Source organism: Staphylococcus sp. 231237_7MaSpsaltlick (genome assembly GCF_043107035.1).
The window spans coordinates 1-456 of the sequence record NZ_JBICNX010000365.1; the positions used below are offsets into that span (position 1 = coordinate 1).

The window sequence follows — 456 nt, forward strand, 5'->3', positions numbered from 1 at the left end:
ATTACATGGGAGATATCAACTTATGGGATTTTGCTGAGTCTTCTCTTGAAAATGTTTTAAAATATAATAATTTAAAGTATACACTTAATGAAAAAGACGGTGCCTTTTATGGGCCGAAAATAGACATTCATATTAAAGATGCATTAGGTAGAAGCCACCAATGTGGCACAATACAACTCGATTTCCAAATGCCAGAAAAATTTGATTTAAATTATATTAATGAAAATAATGAAAAAGAAAAGCCTGTAGTTATTCATAGAGCTATTTATGGATCTATAGATCGATTTTTAGGTATTCTACTTGAACACTACAGTGGCAAATTACCTCTCTGGCTATCACCAAACCAGGTTAATATTATACCCGTTAATAACAAAATACATTTAGCTCATGTTGAGAAAATTAAAAAACAACTAAAATCTAAAGGTATAAGAGTTAATGTTGATAAAAGTGAGGAAA

The 456-nt window shown here is 29.6% G+C and carries 1 protein-coding gene; it reads left to right on the top strand.

All coding sequences use genetic code 11. The features are described 5' to 3' along the window. The coding region (locus ACF91D_RS31915) for an aminoacyl--tRNA ligase-related protein (RefSeq protein WP_327621132.1) at positions 1–456 on the top strand (456 nt) is incomplete at both ends.